This is a genomic window from Nodularia chucula CCY0103 (genome assembly GCF_963923915.1).
GTDB classification, from domain to species: domain Bacteria; phylum Cyanobacteriota; class Cyanobacteriia; order Cyanobacteriales; family Nostocaceae; genus Nodularia; species Nodularia chucula.
The window spans coordinates 1-13,097 of the sequence record NZ_CAWUOL010000121.1 but is presented as its reverse complement, the minus strand read 5'-3'; the positions used below and the strand labels follow the sequence as shown (position 1 = coordinate 13,097).

Genomic DNA, 13,097 nt, shown 5'->3' with positions numbered 1-13,097 from the left:
AGAGTCTATTTGAGAAATAAGTTTAGTAGCATCTTTGCTTGTTTCAGAAAAAGTTTTAACCGCTTCAGTTTGAGAAACTAAATAACTTTTAACAGATACCCATACTTCTTGGTTAACAAATTTAAAAAAATAATTTAAAAAGAAAGCTGTAACTCCACCAACTATAAGTAAAGTCAATAGTATTGCTAAAGGAGCGCTGGTAATTGTATCTTTGGTAGTAAAATAAGCATCTCTCTGAATATCAACAGGGACTGATACTTGTGCAGTATTATAATTGTTCTTCATTATTAAAAACCATAAGGGATCATAATCTTCAATTGTGTGAAGTGGTAATTCTTTAGTGTCATTGTTTTAATTTAAATTATATTAAGTTTGCTATTAAGTTATTTGGTGAATTTAAAGGAGTAGGATCTACAGGGTCAGGATCAGGATTTTCAGGAGGAGGATTAATAGGGGGGATACCTTGATTTAATCTTTTTCTTTTAAGGTAAGTATAAATACCTTTTGCTTTATATAAAGTTTTTTTAATCATAATTATTAAGGTGTAATTTCCATAATTGTCATTGTAGAAACATTATTAGCTCCACCAGTATTAAAAGTTATGCTAGTACCTTGGATATTTGCTCTTATTCTGTAAACACTAGAAGCAGTATAAGGAACTTGTACTCTTGTTGCAAAATGAATAGGGCTCATGTATCTAAAATCATGAAGTCTTCCAATATCTATTGCTAAAGGAACTATAAGAACATTTGGACCTGATGTAACTTGAAGGTGTAAACCACTTATCCAAGTGGCAGTAAAAGGAGTAGTGCTAGATTTTAAAGGATTATTTAAAACACCTGTAATATATAAAAAATTAGAAAGACTAGTAGGAGTAAAACTTATTTCTAATCCTGTAGAAGTAAAACTATCTGCTGAATTAATTGTTATTGCTGTAGATGTACTTCCATAAAGAACTTGAACTACTTTACCTGCACCTCCACCACCCCCACCACTAATAGTTTGGGGTTCCCATCTGGTATTAGCAGAACTATAAGTTAATACTTGACCATCACTAGGAGCAGTAGTAGCAATTGATCTTGATTGAAGTTGATTTGCATTCCATTGAGCAACAAGATTCTGTGCAGCAGGAGGAGTTACTACATTCCATCTATTGTCTCCTGTACTGTAAGATAATATTTGACCATTAGTAGGTGCTACAGATTGTATAATTCTTCCTTGAAGCCAGTTAGCATTCCATTGAGCAGTAGTATTACCAACTTGACTAGCTGTTACTGAATGAGGATTAGAGGTGCTACTGATATGACTATTAGTTGTAGATGAATCTGCTTTACTAACTAGAGCTGCATTTAATTCAGTATCTCTAGTGATTTCATTTGGTATCTGAGTATCTGGAATTTTACCAGTAATATCTAAAGTAGCAACTCCATCAGGAGTACCTTTTTCAGAAATAGGTATACCACTAGATTCAGATGTTATGGTGTCATTAACCCATTCTTGGGTTGTGCTGTTGTAAACTAAACTTTGTCCATCAACAGGTAGAGAAATATTTACATCAGTTAATTCATTTAATGCAGAAGGACTAGGATCAGAAGCTGCACCATCTCCACCTTGAGCAAGTAAATCCCAATCTAATGCAGTTAAGCTAGGTTCTTCAGTTGTAGTTCTGCTGGCTCTATAAGAAGAACCATCATGAAATACTCCTTGATTGCGTCTATAAATCTTAGTGGACTGCCATTCTCCTAACCAAATAACAGAAATACCATTAACAGTTGGAATAGGGCTAGTGGGAGTGCTTGGATTTATTTCAATAGCCATATTAATACCCCTTTAAAGTTCCTCTAATAAATAACTGAGTGTTAGCTTCAGTGCCAGTAATTTCAACTTTAATTACATTTGTATTAACTAACGAATAGCTTTTAACAATTGTGTTATCAGTAGATAAAGTACCAACCTCTTGCCAACTAAGACCCACTAATTCTTTTAGTACAAAGCTGACATTAGCAGTAGCAACAAGTTCAATATCTAATCTCTTGTAATTCTTAGTATCAATAAACCCACCAGTGTAAGTTTGTATTTCAATTACAGTAGGTATACCAAAAGAATCATTATCTAAATCTAACTGTAATAAAGGTACAGTGTTTTCTAATTCTGTTTGATGATCAACTAAGTAAGATATAGTAAATTGTCCTGCTGAAGTCCATGCACCATTAGTAGCAGTTTTCTCTATTAGGGCAGCTTTGTCTTCTAATTCATAAGCTCTATCAAGTTGTTTTAACTCAATAGCAGTTAATCTTTTTTGATCACCAACAGTTAAATCTCTTTCTTCTTCTCTAGCAATTTCAGCTATTCTATTTCTAGTTTCTGCATCAGAGAAAGCTATTTTATCTTCTAAACTATCTTTACAGCAAGACTTAGAAGCCCCACCTGCTATCAAATCTAACACTTCTTGTTGAGTCCAGAACTCAGCAGCAGTTAGAGTAGCTAATTTATGAATAGTTATATACGCTTTGAAGTGTAGAAAATAATCTGTTTGTGCTTGTTCTACTAATTCTCTATCTCTAGTAATTGAAGTACCAGAAGCAGAATCATACTTTACTACAGGGTCATTAACATAGTAATATTTAACTCCAAAGCCTATTAAGTTCCAAGCATCAATTACATCTGCTTCTAATGAGGTAATAGCCCCAGCAGTTATAATAGAATTTATATCTTCTAAACCTTTAGCTTGAAGATCAGATATTACAAGTTGAGTTAATAAGCTTGCTCTATTACTATCAACAATACTAGTAGTAGTGTCATTTAAAGAAGGTCTTACATAGTTATTAAAGAAATCAGTCCAATTAATTGAAACTGTCATAATTTTAAATTAGTCTGTTAGGGAATCTTTTAACATAATTAATTACAGTATTTTTAGGTAAACCTTGAATCCCACTACCACTAGCAGTATATGGCTCATAAGTCATGCTAGAAGAACTAACTTTGACATCCACATTAACATTATCAGGTGATTTATATGATTCTAAAAGGCTAATAAAAAAAATACCTGAATTATTATATTGATAATAGGAACTGGTAATACCATAAGTTTTGGAAGTTCCTATATGAAAAGCATAAGTAGGATTAAAAGGATTTTGTCTTAAAGTTCTCCATGAAGCATCAGGGTAATTATTGGGATACCATAAGCTAGGATTTAAATGTGTTACTAATACTTCTTTATCAAATAATCCTTCAAATCCAGGATTATTAAATGTTGTATTACTAACTGATAAACTAGCTTCACTTCCTATATGACCTGGAATAAAATAAGCTGGATAAATAGTAAGGCTACCTTGTAAAGTGCAAGTGGCATTATCTACATTTATGGTTACTGTACCCGCACTTTTAAGAGTTGATTCAAATGTTACATAAGTTAAAGCTGGTATATAAACTAAACCAGAAAACTGATTGACAATTGAACTTATTTCTATTTCTTTTTCTAGTGCTTTATATCTTTCTAAATCTGCAAACATAATGTTTTAAAGGAGGGAATTAAACCCTCCTAGCTAATTAAAATGTGGGTGCAGTGTAAGTAGTTGCAGTTAATTGAAGTACAGCACAAGCCCCACGGTGATTAGGTGCATAACCCCAACCATCTGACATGATTGTGTTTTCTAAAGCAAAGTTAGATTTGATATCAATTTGCAATCCAGCCAAACTAGCAATAGCAGGGATTCTATTTAAGAAAGGTGTTCTACCTGCTCCACCATCAGTACCTAGACAAACTGCATATCCTACAGGAACTATGGGTGTTTTGATAATAGGAACATTACTAATAAAACCTACTAAACCTTCCCAAGCACTTAAGGGGCGTTGTCTTTCACTAGATGCAGAACCAGATTTAATATCAAGTGAGCGTCCAATTTGATTCTCTGCTGGTACAAACTCAGGTAAGCTTTCTAAGCTGTAGTCATAATCACTAACCCAAATCTCTAACTGTCTAAAGCCATGATGTCTGACTTTATCAATAAGTTTAGATCTAACATCAACTACAGTAGGGTTACCAGCAGAAGCAACACCATTATAATGTTGTAAATCTCCTGGGACAAAGGTGTAACCATTAACACTAGGGGCTGAAGTAGAAGCTGCATCATTGTAAAAAGGAATTGTTGTAGTTTGATATTTTTGAATACTGTCAACTACTACACGATTAGTGTTACTAAATATACTTTGACGTAGAGCATTAAATCTTGCTTTTTGGAAAGAGGTAAGTTTAGCTTGTACATAACCACCAATTTCATCAGCAGTCATTAACTTAACAGCTCTAGTGCTAAGAGTAAGTGCAGTCATAAACTCTTCAAAAGGGATTTCTTGTGTGTAATCCCATACAGTAGAGCGTGAAGAAGGTCTAGCTGATTCAGTTAGAGATTCTAAAACTTCTCCATCATAATACTTAACCAACTTTTGAGGAGTAGCAATTGGTTCTGCTAAAGGAGCAAAGAAGCGTGAGTTCATGTCATTGTAAAATAACATGTCCTGATCCACTTCTCTGATAATAGAAACTACTGATTGATTATCAATAGTAACTAGTTCAGTATCATTAGTAGAAAGTTCACCAAAAAAAGTAGTGTTGTATACCATATATTTTTATGTATTTATTTAAATTAGATAGAAATTTTAACTTTGTTAGCAGTCAAGGCAACTCCAACTTTATTAGTTCCACTGCCAGCAACAGCACCAGCAGCACCAGCAAAAACAGCAGTTCCAGGTGTAAGTGCCAGTGAAGTACCTTTGTTTTCAATAATACAATCTTGATCTACAGCCAGCATAGTACCTGCTTTACGGGCATATCTAGCTATCCCAACAGGAACAGTGGTAGCAGTAGCTAAAATTGCTAGACCTTGATTATTAATAGAAACTACTGAGCCTTCAGGAATGTCTACTGCTGTGACTAAATTTACAATAGAACCATCTAAGTGAGATGAAGCAATAAATCTGTATTTGACAACGTTGTAAGCTACATTTAACATATTTTTAAATTATGAATTATGAATAATTAATGTTTAATTGAAATTGAATAATCAGTGAAACTTGTCATTTTAATAACCACGCCAAGGTTTAACTCTGCGTTCTTCTTTAATAGAAGCTTTGTTTGTAGATACTCCAGGTTTTGTTACCACACCTTTGTTATCTGAATTTTTACTTAATGTAGTCTCTATTGAAGCTTGAATCTTAGGAACCAGTGTCTCTTTTAGTTCTGATTCTAAAGACTTTTGTTTAGCTATAAAGTCTGCTTCTACTTCTTCTTGAGAAGAACCAGATGGTTGTAGCCCTAACAGTTTAGCTATTCTCTGAAAGTCAGGTTTAGTTTTAGCTAAGGCAGCTTCATAATCAATCTCTGGTTTACTAGGAGTGATTGTATCTAAACCTAAATTTAATTCTTCATTTATTGGTTGTTCTGTTATTTGTTCTGTTTCTGGGTTATTCATTATTTAATTCTCCAGTTATAGGTGCATTTTCAAGTATACTTTTACCATCAGCATTAGCTATATCAGTATTATCAGTAATAGCAGCCGAGTATTGCATACTTAGTAATTTTTCTGAATCTAACTGTTTAAGTTCTTTTTCAGCTTCTTCTTCAGTTAAACCTTCAAACTGAATTAAATATCTCTTTCTAGAAATTAATTTAGATTTAACTGCTTCTATTTGTAATGCTTTATCTTGTAAATCCCTTGGCATCATGTCAGGTAGTTCTACCCTAAAAGGAATATCAATACCTAGTTCTGAGAAGATATTCTTAAGTGCTGAAATAAGATAACTAGCTCTGCTTAATGTGGCTCTTCTTAATGGCTCATATAGAATTGATAGAGAAGATGCACTACTAGCTGATCTAGCATTCTGTAGTTCTAAAATCATTACTCCAGTTAAATTATAAATATCCTGTAGAATGATTAATCTCTGTCTTTCCAGATAAGGTGAATCTTGAGGTTGTAGATATCCAATCTTAGGACTGATACCTAATTCAGCAGCCGCATTACTGATAGGAAGATGTAGTATTGAAGCACTACTATCTGTAAATGCTGTTTGGAAAGCTGATGAACCTGTAGCAGACTCTATACTCTCAAGAGGGGATGAATTAGATCTACCAATAATTGCAGGTGCAGAAGTTCCAATTGTAAAAATCTGAGGTTTATGATGTTTACCATTTGTGTGAATCCTACTGCGGACTTCATTATACTCTAACTGTAAATGAATTATTCTTTCAATTGCAGATTGAGCTTCCCTTCCTTTTAAAGAATCTACAATCCTAAAAATAGGTATATGATCTCCTAATTCTATTGGGTCAGAATTACCTATCTTTTTGAAATATCTGTACTCAGGTAAATCAAATAATTTTAGCTCAGTGGATTCATTAACTAATGTTAAGTAATGTTCTACTTTGATATCAGTATAATTATTCTTGATAGGGTCATAAACTTCTCTATTCTCCCGCAGATAAACAACTTTCATGGGGTCATTAGGATCAACCTTAACTTCTTGAATATCAAGGGCTTGAATATGTCTTAGCTGACCTTCAAAAACTTCAATAAAACTTTCACCTGTAGTTGGTACTTCTAGATAAATATCATTCAGTAATCTATACAGATTAATTTGGTCTAACTGTAAATTTAAAGTTTCTTGTTGTTCAGAATTAATGGCTAGAAATTTAATCTTTTGTTGGAAACCATCCCCTAAAATAAAATCTCTTATTTGCTCTGTGACTAGTTGAATTAACTTAATTGGTAACTCTTTAAAATTAGCTGGATTGATGCCTTCATAAGCATCTATTAATTCTTTTTTAGAAGCCATGTATATAAAGTTTTACTTATACTCATTGTATACTTTATTCATAGTAATTAAAAGTGGGATATAACAGAACCATATTAATACAGTTTTAAGTAATAGAGTTTTGTATGGAGATACGTGTTGTGTTTAAGGTATGTATACTGGGGAGTGGGGGAACAGGGGCAGGTCAAATTTGGCGGCAGGGGTACATAAAAACTTTTCTTTATGTGGGGTATTAATTAAATGGGTGGCATACTGTGCTACCCTTTTTAATAGAGCTATCTTTGACAGTCAACATCAAGATTGTGTGCGAGACTTATTCTGCCCTTTATGGGATTGTGTGCGGTCTTTATTCTGCTTGATACATCTTATGATGGTAAGTCCTCCATGATACTTCACATGTAGGAGTTGTACTTTAAGTTAGGATACATATCTTAACAGTAAGTCCTCCAGATTACATTGAGGTTGGGGTTGTACTTTAAGTCATAAGTTGACTCCACTGAACGCTTTTGATGAGTTAATAGTTTGTGAAGAAAACTTTGGGTTAGTATTCACAGACTACATCTCCTTGGAGTTAGGGAACACAATGGTTAGTACCTAACTTCAGATAAGGAATGAACTCATCAAACTGTGTTAGTAGGTGGTTATGTCAGAGGTATACTCCCTAAGTTTACATAGAACAAGTCTTCACTCTTTTATTCTTTAAGAGTCATTGTAGCCTCTCACTTGTAGTTAACCTATGTCACTCACCTACTGAGCCAATACGCTTAAGTAGTTAGCTTGTGAGCCTCTCACAAATGAGGTAACTCACCAAGAGCATAGTAGCTTAGTTAACTGCTCACATCAGGTTAATTAAGCTTCACTAATAGGTATTAATTAAAGCAGACAGGATAACTTTAATATCACTCACCATAAGTGGGTATACTCCCTAAGTTTTTCACAGGTAACTAACGCTTCAGTTTTAGTTATCTTTTTTTTATTTACACAGGACATAAAATAACATGAATACATATTTTCAACAATCATTGACTCAAGTACAATCAGAAGAATTTATAGCTGATTTCAAAGTAACAATTAGGTTTGTAATTAAGGTAATTAAAGTAATATTTTTAATGCTGACAGGGGTATTAATTTTAGCTAAATCTTTTTATTTAAAATTAAGTAGACAGGATGTAGTAACTGAACCTACAGTTTGTAATAAAGTAGATAGCTCATTTATTTTTAATACATTAGAAAACATTGGTTCAGTAGATAGCTCATTAAATGAGAAGGCTGTATATCTTCCTTTAGAGAAAGATAGGGAGATTTCTAATAGTGAGGTGGCTATTGTGGATTTAATTAATAATGAGTTGAGTAATAATAATTTTACTAAAGAATCACAGTTAAAAACAATGAAGGCGGCTGAACTCAAAGAACTGTGTGTGGGTTATGGTATTAGTTATAAAAATAAATCACAAGCTGTTCTAGCTATTTTACAAAAGGAACAAAGTATGATGAAGCAGCTAACCTAATAAATTATTAGTTAAATAATAATTAAATCACTCACTCACTCACTACTTAACTAATAATAATGTCATAACTAATGTAGATTATTTAATATTTAGTTATGGTATTACAAATAGAATTTAAAAATGGTTGGCGGTTACATTCTACACAAGTATCTAAATTATTAAGAGTACCTCACTCTAAAATTAAATTAATTGTACAGAATAATTACAAATTATTTAATGACGTTGGCTGGGGTATATGGACTTCAAAAGGTGATTTCTTTTTAGAACAATGTCATATAGAATTATTAATTATTCACTTGTTTGAAAGTAAGGTAGCTCAAGATTTTATAACAGGCATACACAGTGAGTTTGTTGAATTTAAAACTCATCAAGTAAAATCAAGTAGGTTATTTTAACTATACTCCATATACTACATGGTAAATGTGTAGATTATAAGTAGTAATCTGTATAAGTAAATACTACACCTGATAAATGCAGATTAGTATATGTGGTTTGCTACAAAGTTTTCTGCATTTTAACTATTTTGTAGTAAGTTTTCTGCATTTTAATTATTTCTAATGAGTTATTTGTAGTAAGTTTTCTGGATTTTAATTATCTCCAATGAGTTATTTCATAAAACTATCTCCAATAAATCATTTCTAAGTTACAAAACAAAGCAACAACTCTTCAGTAATTAACCATATTGAAACAACTGGTTTGAGTTGTCTGAGGTTATGACAATAATCCAATAAATTATTTAATTACAGTTTGCTTTGTTCTTTCTTATTAGGGATTATCTATATATGGTTTTAAGTAGCGGGCTTTTTATTAATGCCCAGTTTATACATCTTTATGGATTTACTTAAACACCAAAGGGATGCTATATTAGTAATATAAGAAAACACATTAATTTAATCTTATTATTTATTATGAAATTAGACCCACAAACAGCAATTAGATTATTTAAAGGAAGTAATGAGAAGCTTGAACAAATAGCTGAATCAAAAGGGTTAAAAAAAGCTGACATTCATCGTCTAGCAGTTAAATTTTATTTAGACAACATTAACAACACTCAACAATAAATAACTTATAATGACTAATTTAATTGTACACAATATTAATTCTACCTTTGTAATTGACTCTAGACTGATTGCTGAAGAACTAGGTATTCTACATAAGAACTTTAAAGAGCTAATTAAAACTTATAAAGTTGACTTTGAAGAGTTTGGTCAGGTAGCGCTGGAAACGGAGGCTGGAGATATTAGATATGCTGAAACTTTCTATTATTTGAATGAAAATCAAAGTTACTTGAGTTTAACTTATTCAAACAATACTCCTAAAGTCAGACGTGCAAAGATTAATCTAGTTAAAGCATTTGACCAAGCTAAGTCAGTATTAAAATTACCTCAGAATTACATTGAAGCTTTAGAGTGTTTAGTAGCCTCAGAGAAAGAAAAGAAAGCTTTATCATTAGTGGCGGCTGATGCTCAAGCTAAGTTGGTTGATTTGACTCCAAAGGCTGAAATGTATGATGTAATTGCAGATTCAAGCAAGTTTCTAAAAATAGCTGAAGTAGCTAAAATACTTTCAATTCCTAACATGGGTCAGAATAATTTATTCAATTTCCTTAAATCTGAAGAGATACTACAAAAGAATAAAGTACCTTATCAAAGGTATGTAAATTTAGGTCATTTTACTGTAGTTGAAAAGTATAATAAATACAATGGTGAAGTTATTTTAGTGACTTTGGTTACTCAAAAAGGGTTGAGTTTTATCAAGCGTAGGTTAGAGAAAGCTGGATTTTTTAGTAGTAAATTAATTGCTTAATAAATTATAAGAGAGGGGGTTATTCCCTCTCTTAAAGATACTACATTACAAACTATAAAAAATTAAATATGCTTTATTCTTATCTACATTATACTACATAATTTCATGTAATACAAATATTATTCTCATCATTATAAAAAATTAAATATGTCTTACATTATCAATACCTTCAGAAGTCCTGAGTCCGTTAAAACTTATCTAGATACTTTATTAAAAGACTTTACTAAATCTGATTATCAATTCTTTGTTCATGTTTACAGTAGCACTTTAATATCCTTTATACAAAAAGAAGATGGTTGGGTTCCTATTAGTGCAGAATTAATTAGAAAGCAGTGGGGTAAAACAAAGATTCAATTAGAAAAGCTGCAAAGTGCTGGTTTATTAGAAATCAAAGTATTAGATGAGATTGAGCTTGCTGATGGTTCATTCTTAGAGCAAACCTATTCTAGAAAAGATGGTTTGTGTCGCTGCTTTAGAACTCCTTTAGATATAATGGAAGAAATACTGAATCATTCTCCTGAAACTACTGAGGAGTATACTACCTGCCAGTATTACAATTTGATGACAAGTAAAAAAATGAATAAGCAGGTGCGTTATTATAGAAAAAACCAAAATAATAATTATCATCCTGATCTAATTTTGAATGCTATGGATAAAATTAATAAGTGCGTTGTTAACTTAGTTGCTTTGGAAGCACATGTAGAAAGCTTAAGAGATCAGTTGCTCTGTAGTAGTCAAAAGGACTGGAAAGCTTTCATTGTGGATGATTATTGCCTTAAGCATATTAAACAAAATCACACTAAATTAAGTGATGGTTTAGCAGAGTATCAAGTGATATTTGGTGACCCTCAAATGTCTGGCAGGTTAACTGAATTAGGGACTGGTATGCAAGGATGCTCCAGAAAAATGAAAGAGCAAGGATTCAGTGGTATTCCTGGTATTAAAAACTATGACCTAAAATCTAGTCAAGTGTACGGTCTAATTCAATGGTTTGAAAAGGCTAATATTGATACTTCTTGGTTGCATGAATACTTAAGTCAAGACAAACAGGTATATGCTGATAAAGTAGGTATTAGTAAAGATAGGTGGAAGCAGTGCTTTATGGCACTAATTATGGGAGGCTATTTACAAAAAGATGTAAAAATCAAGAACTTTGAAGTTGTCAAGGTTCTTAAAAAAATAAATGAGCAAATGATAGAGCAGATAGATTATCCTAACAAAGCTATCATTAAGGCTTTATGTCAGGAAGCTCAAGGAAATGCATATTTAGCTATGACCTACTATAACAAGTTTGCTGAGGTGGTAGCTCCATTGAAGGTTTGTATTGATGCTTGGCAGGATTGGTTGCTAAAAGATTACATACCAGATCAATCTATTTATCCTCATGGTAAACAGCTAGTTGTAAATAAGACAGGTATAACTTTTAACTTGACTGAGTATCAAACTGCTAAAGGTGAATGGGATAAAAAGAAATTACATGAACTGAAAAGAAGGATATCAGCTTTCTTTTTGCAAGGTTCAGAAGCAGCTTATATTCATCATTTAACTATAATTAGTGAACACTTTGGATATCGTTGTTTGAGTAATCAGCATGATGGACTAATTACTATTGGAGAAATACCTCAAGAAGCAATGGATATTGCTAAAAGAAATTCAGGTTTGAAATATGCTTTTTTAGAAGAGAAACCTTTTCTATAAAAAAAACTTATCATTGAAGTTTAGTGTTATTTTCCTTTAGAGAAGATGGAACAGAACACTAAACTTTAGATTTGTTTTTTAGGAGAGTTGTAAATTAAACCTGCTTCAAATATAGGGGGGGCTGAAATCCAGGAATTTCAAAAAAATTATATAGGAGAGAGGGGGAAGGAGATAGGTGGTAAGAGGGGAGAGGAAGGAGACAGGTGGAGGAAGAAATGTGGAGAAGAGGGGTAGAAAGAGATAAGTGTGGGAGATATATGAGAGAGAGACATGTATGGTATAGTCTGTACTACAATATAGCTATAACCATTACCCAGTATAGATTACAGGCTATAAACACTATGAGTTATCTAGAAATTAATACAAAATAATAGTATTATTTAAAACACATAATATATAACTATTTACTTAGAAATGAAACTGTATCAGCCACCCAAAAATGGTAACAATTACTAATAAAAAAAACTGCCCTATTGAGCAGCTTTAATATAATATGCCATTTCCCCAAAAAAAACAAAAATTATGAAAAGTATTTTATTTGTTCTTGACCAACTCCAGAACCATTACAACTATATATATGATTTTAATGCTTGCAAAAAGCAACTAGTATATTTTTATGTAAAATTTAGTTAAATGCTTAGGTTAAGTAAATGCCTAACAAAGTTTAGTATGGCTATGTTCTACTTATTTCAGTAATTGTAGGGTTTGTTGGAGCATGGACAGTTCAAAAATCAGCCCCTTCATATCAATAATTAGGGCTTGCTGAAAAAAGCCAAAAGCTAGAGAAATAGAGAGATTCAGGGTCAGAAAAGAGGAATAAAGTGGCAGGAAAAAGGGTAAAATAGGTAAAAACCCTTGCATTAAGATGCGTTAAAATGTATCGAAACCCGCATAAACAAGACACGCCGCCAGAAAGATTTGAACTACCCTTTGGGGGAAAACTAGCCTCAGATAACCGTTGGGTAGTCTTGGCGACAATAATACCTTGGACAGAATTTGAATCAGAATATGCAGCCATATTTACAGAAGAAATAGGCGCACCAGCAAAAACATTTAGAATGGCACTGGGGGCATTGATAATCAAAGAGAAACTAGGAACAAGTGACAGGGAAACAGTAGAGCAAATCAGGGAGAACCCCTATTTACAATACTTTATAGGAATGTCAGCCTACAGTAATAAACCGCCATTTGACCCGTCAATGCTGGTTCACTTTCGAGAAAGAATAGATATAAACTTAGTCAACAAGTTGAATCAAGAAATAGTCCTGAAGGCATTAG

At 32.5% G+C, this 13,097-nt stretch carries 15 protein-coding genes; 6 read left to right on the top strand and 9 right to left on the bottom strand.

Features of this window, described 5'->3' with window-relative positions:
- The 9 genes from ACM0OP_RS22045 to ACM0OP_RS22005 form a co-directional block, all read right to left on the bottom strand.
- Window positions 1-285: hypothetical protein (locus ACM0OP_RS22045; RefSeq protein ID WP_414530556.1), on the bottom strand; the 285-nt coding region annotated here is incomplete at its 3' end.
- A gap of 76 nt (window positions 286-361) precedes the next feature.
- Window positions 362-532 (bottom strand): hypothetical protein, encoded by a 171-nt coding sequence (locus ACM0OP_RS22040; RefSeq protein ID WP_414530555.1) that lies wholly within the window; start codon window positions 530-532, stop codon window positions 362-364.
- 5 nt (window positions 533-537) lie between these two features.
- Window positions 538-1,818, bottom strand: a complete 1,281-nt coding sequence (locus ACM0OP_RS22035) for a hypothetical protein (RefSeq protein ID WP_414530554.1) — start codon at window positions 1,816-1,818, stop codon at window positions 538-540.
- 1 nt (window position 1,819) lies between these two features.
- Window positions 1,820-2,860, bottom strand: coding sequence for a hypothetical protein (locus ACM0OP_RS22030; protein ID WP_414530553.1), 1,041 nt, complete (start codon window positions 2,858-2,860; stop codon window positions 1,820-1,822).
- A gap of 4 nt (window positions 2,861-2,864) precedes the next feature.
- A complete protein-coding gene (locus ACM0OP_RS22025) occupies window positions 2,865-3,512 on the bottom strand; it encodes a hypothetical protein (protein WP_414530552.1) in 648 nt (215 codons plus the stop codon).
- A 37-nt stretch (window positions 3,513-3,549) separates the two neighbouring features.
- A complete protein-coding gene (locus ACM0OP_RS22020; protein ID WP_414530551.1) occupies window positions 3,550-4,620 on the bottom strand; it encodes a hypothetical protein in 1,071 nt (356 codons plus the stop codon).
- A 23-nt stretch (window positions 4,621-4,643) separates the two neighbouring features.
- Window positions 4,644-5,009: a hypothetical protein gene (locus ACM0OP_RS22015; RefSeq protein WP_414530550.1), complete on the bottom strand. Its 366-nt coding sequence runs from the start codon at window positions 5,007-5,009 to the stop codon at window positions 4,644-4,646.
- Between the two features lie 69 nt (window positions 5,010-5,078).
- Window positions 5,079-5,468 carry a hypothetical protein gene (locus tag ACM0OP_RS22010; RefSeq protein ID WP_414530549.1) on the bottom strand — a complete coding sequence of 130 codons (390 nt, stop codon included), beginning with the start codon at window positions 5,466-5,468 and terminating at the stop codon, window positions 5,079-5,081.
- A complete protein-coding gene (locus ACM0OP_RS22005; RefSeq protein WP_414530548.1) occupies window positions 5,461-6,828 on the bottom strand; it encodes a hypothetical protein in 1,368 nt (455 codons plus the stop codon). Before ACM0OP_RS22005 ends, ACM0OP_RS22010 begins: the two co-directional genes overlap by 8 nt.
- A gap of 977 nt (window positions 6,829-7,805) precedes the next feature.
- Here ACM0OP_RS22005 and ACM0OP_RS22000 point away from each other — a divergent pair.
- The 6 genes from ACM0OP_RS22000 to ACM0OP_RS21975 all read left to right on the top strand — a co-directional run.
- Complete coding sequence (locus ACM0OP_RS22000) at window positions 7,806-8,315, top strand: hypothetical protein (RefSeq protein ID WP_414530547.1); 510 nt, start codon at window positions 7,806-7,808, stop codon at window positions 8,313-8,315.
- Between the two features lie 95 nt (window positions 8,316-8,410).
- Window positions 8,411-8,710, top strand: coding sequence for a hypothetical protein (locus ACM0OP_RS21995; protein ID WP_414530546.1), 300 nt, complete (start codon window positions 8,411-8,413; stop codon window positions 8,708-8,710).
- A 513-nt stretch (window positions 8,711-9,223) separates the two neighbouring features.
- Window positions 9,224-9,376, top strand: a complete 153-nt coding sequence (locus tag ACM0OP_RS21990) for a hypothetical protein (RefSeq protein ID WP_414530545.1) — start codon at window positions 9,224-9,226, stop codon at window positions 9,374-9,376.
- A 10-nt stretch (window positions 9,377-9,386) separates the two neighbouring features.
- On the top strand, window positions 9,387-10,121 hold the full coding sequence (locus ACM0OP_RS21985; protein WP_414530544.1) for a phage antirepressor KilAC domain-containing protein: 735 nt from the start codon (window positions 9,387-9,389) through the stop codon (window positions 10,119-10,121).
- Window positions 10,122-10,268: 147 nt separating this feature from the next.
- Window positions 10,269-11,819, top strand: a complete 1,551-nt coding sequence (locus tag ACM0OP_RS21980; RefSeq protein WP_414530543.1) for a hypothetical protein — start codon at window positions 10,269-10,271, stop codon at window positions 11,817-11,819.
- Between the two features lie 875 nt (window positions 11,820-12,694).
- The coding region (locus ACM0OP_RS21975) for a transposase (RefSeq protein ID WP_414530542.1) at window positions 12,695-13,097 on the top strand (403 nt) is incomplete at its 3' end.

Excerpts from the sequence above, each read along its gene's own strand:
- ACM0OP_RS22030 (WP_414530553.1), bottom strand. The coding sequence starts at position 2,860 with ATGACAGTTTCAATTAATTGGACTGATTTCTTTAATAACTATGTAAGA.
- ACM0OP_RS22020 (WP_414530551.1), bottom strand. The coding sequence starts at position 4,620 with ATGGTATACAACACTACTTTTTTTGGTGAACTTTCTACTAATGATACT.
- ACM0OP_RS21980 (WP_414530543.1), top strand. The coding sequence starts at position 10,269 with ATGTCTTACATTATCAATACCTTCAGAAGTCCTGAGTCCGTTAAAACT.
- ACM0OP_RS21990 (WP_414530545.1), top strand. The coding sequence starts at position 9,224 with ATGAAATTAGACCCACAAACAGCAATTAGATTATTTAAAGGAAGTAAT.
- ACM0OP_RS22010 (WP_414530549.1), bottom strand. The coding sequence starts at position 5,468 with ATGAATAACCCAGAAACAGAACAAATAACAGAACAACCAATAAATGAA.
- ACM0OP_RS22005 (WP_414530548.1), bottom strand. The coding sequence starts at position 6,828 with ATGGCTTCTAAAAAAGAATTAATAGATGCTTATGAAGGCATCAATCCA.
- ACM0OP_RS21985 (WP_414530544.1), top strand. The coding sequence starts at position 9,387 with ATGACTAATTTAATTGTACACAATATTAATTCTACCTTTGTAATTGAC.
- ACM0OP_RS22035 (WP_414530554.1), bottom strand. The coding sequence starts at position 1,818 with ATGGCTATTGAAATAAATCCAAGCACTCCCACTAGCCCTATTCCAACT.
- ACM0OP_RS22015 (WP_414530550.1), bottom strand. The coding sequence starts at position 5,009 with ATGTTAAATGTAGCTTACAACGTTGTCAAATACAGATTTATTGCTTCA.
- ACM0OP_RS21995 (WP_414530546.1), top strand. The coding sequence starts at position 8,411 with ATGGTATTACAAATAGAATTTAAAAATGGTTGGCGGTTACATTCTACA.
- ACM0OP_RS22025 (WP_414530552.1), bottom strand. The coding sequence starts at position 3,512 with ATGTTTGCAGATTTAGAAAGATATAAAGCACTAGAAAAAGAAATAGAA.
- ACM0OP_RS22000 (WP_414530547.1), top strand. The coding sequence starts at position 7,806 with ATGAATACATATTTTCAACAATCATTGACTCAAGTACAATCAGAAGAA.
- ACM0OP_RS22040 (WP_414530555.1), bottom strand. The coding sequence starts at position 532 with ATGATTAAAAAAACTTTATATAAAGCAAAAGGTATTTATACTTACCTT.